At 63.9% G+C, this 2112-nt stretch carries 3 protein-coding genes; 1 reads left to right on the top strand and 2 read right to left on the bottom strand.

Annotated features, from left to right (window positions below; all coding sequences use genetic code 11):
* Positions 1–727 (top strand): NAD-dependent epimerase/dehydratase family protein (locus EN994_RS28540; protein ID WP_127308013.1); only part of this gene is annotated, 727 nt, incomplete at its 5' end.
* Between the two features lie 57 nt (positions 728–784).
* Here EN994_RS28540 and EN994_RS28535 read toward each other — a convergent pair.
* Both EN994_RS28535 and EN994_RS28530 read right to left on the bottom strand, forming a co-directional pair.
* Positions 785–943 (bottom strand): DUF3309 family protein, encoded by a 159-nt coding sequence (locus tag EN994_RS28535; RefSeq protein ID WP_013529196.1) that lies wholly within the window; start codon positions 941–943, stop codon positions 785–787.
* A 92-nt stretch (positions 944–1035) separates the two neighbouring features.
* A partial coding sequence (locus tag EN994_RS28530; protein WP_164746284.1) for an efflux RND transporter permease subunit occupies positions 1036–2112 on the bottom strand: 1077 nt, incomplete at its 5' end.

Here is a 2112-nt window from a genome sequence, read left to right as displayed (position 1 = left end):
GGGCAAGTGCCTGCCGATGGCGCAGAATGTCATGGCCGCCTGCCACGCGAACGGCGCACTGCACCTCTTCCCCGGCACCGTTTACAATTACGGCTCGCCGATGCCGGCGGTGATATCGGAAGACACACCCTTCCACCCGAGCACGCAAAAGGGCCGCATCCGCTGCGCCATGGAGGAGTTGTTTCGTCGCGAGGCCGACGCGAGCCGCGTCCGCACCATTCTTCTGCGGGCCGGCGATTTCTTCGGCGGCACCGGCAGCGGATCATGGTTCGACCTGATCGTTGCCGCCAAGATCAACAAAGGTATCTACACCGCGCCTGGCCCGGTCGAGCTCGTGCATGAATGGGCCTATCTGCCTGACTTCGCTGTGGGTTTCGTCGCGCTGGCGCGCAATCTGGACAAGCTCGGCTTCTATGAAGCGCTGAACTTTCCGGGCCACGCGGTCACCGATCTGCAGATCAAGGCCGCTGCCGAGAAGGCTATTGGTCGTCCGCTCAAGATGACTTCGATGCCCTGGTGGGTGCTGCGCGCTGGCAGCCCGTTCGTGGCGATGTGGCGCGAGATCGTCTCCATGTCCTACCTGCGCTGCGAGCCGCATCAGCGGGCTTCGATACGGCGGGAAGGAATCGTCGGCGAGAGCCCGCACACGCCGTTGGATCAGGCGGTTGCTGAAGCTCTTGGCGATATCGGCATTGCCACCGTGAATGGCGTTGCGAAAGCTGCCTGACTCCCGCGATCATGGGCGCCGCCCCTCTGCACACTGAACAATCCACGAGAGGGCGCCTCAGAGCCGTCCCATCAACAGCAACACCATGAGCACCACCAGCACGACGCCGACAATACCCGACGGCCCATAACCCCAGGAGCGCGAATGCGGCCAGGCCGGCACCGCGCCGATGAGGACAAGGATCAGGACGATGATGACGATGGTGGTGATCGGCATGAGAAGCCCTCGCTTCGACGTTTCGCTCAGAGACAATGCAGAGGCCGCCCGGTTGTTCCGGGCGGCCTCTGCGGTCAAATCGGCGATGGGGTCTATTCGGCGGCTTTCGGAAAGGCGATTTCCGGTTCGTCGCCTGCTTCCTGGCCAGGCCTGTCGGTCGGCGAAACCGTTCCCTTGCCGCGCCGGAACAGCCGGCGGAAAAACGCATAGAAGCGGCTGTTCTTGCTGCGCGTGAAAATCATCAGCATCGACGGCGTCACCACCAGCGTCAGCAAGGTGGCGAAGGACAGGCCGAAGACGATCGCCGAGGACAGCGAAATCCACCATTGCGTCGACGGCGCGTTGATCGTCGTCTCGTGATGGAAGATTTCCAGCCCAAGGCCGAAGGCGATCGGCAACACGCCGAGGATCGCCGACACCGCCGTCAGCACCACCGGCCGGGCGCGCTCGCGGCAGGTCTGCAGCACCGCGTCCATCTTGTCCCAGCCTTCTTCGCGCAGCCGGTCATAGGTGTCGATCAGCACGATGTTGTTGTTCACCACCACGCCGGCCAGAGCGATGACGCCAATGCCCGACATGACGATGCCGAAGGTCTCGCCTGTGATCAGCAGCCCCAGGAACACGCCAACCGTCGCCATGACCACGCAGGACAGCACCATCAGCACGCTGGTGAATTTGTTGAACTGCATCAGCAGCACCAGGAAGATCAGGAAGATCGCCGCCCCGAACGCCTTGCCAAGGAAGGCGCTGGCCTCGGCGCTGTCTTCGTTCGAGCCGGCCAGCTTCCAACGTATGCCGCTGCCGAGATCCATCCCGGAGACGGCCTTGGTGACCTCCGCCTGCACGGCCGCGACCTGGGCGCCTGCGGCAACGTTTGCCTGGACGACCACCGTGCGCGCGCCGTCGATACGGTTGAGGATACCGACCGTCGGCTCCGGCTTGCGCACGACGAAATTCGAGATCGGCACCGAGCCTTGCGAGGTCTGCACCCTGAGCTCGTCGAGCGTCGACAGCGTGCGCCGGTCTTCCGGCAGACGCAGCCTGATGTCGACGGCGTCGTCGGCGCCGGCAGGCCGGTATTCCGAAAGCTTCAGCCCGTTGGTCACCAGTTGCACCACTGTGCCGACAGCGGTTGGGCTGATGCCATATTGCGCTGGCTTGGCACGGTC

It is taken from the genome of Mesorhizobium sp. M7A.F.Ca.CA.002.09.1.1 (assembly GCF_003998555.1).
Classification (GTDB): Bacteria; Pseudomonadota; Alphaproteobacteria; order Rhizobiales; family Rhizobiaceae; genus Mesorhizobium; species Mesorhizobium ciceri.
The sequence above is the reverse complement of the archived record's forward strand: the minus strand, read 5'-3'. Positions and strand labels throughout refer to the sequence as shown.

Bases quoted from the DNA above. Each gene is read 5' to 3' on its own strand.
- EN994_RS28535 (WP_013529196.1), bottom strand. From the start codon at position 943: ATGCCGATCACCACCATCGTCATCATCGTCCTGATCCTTGTCCTCATC.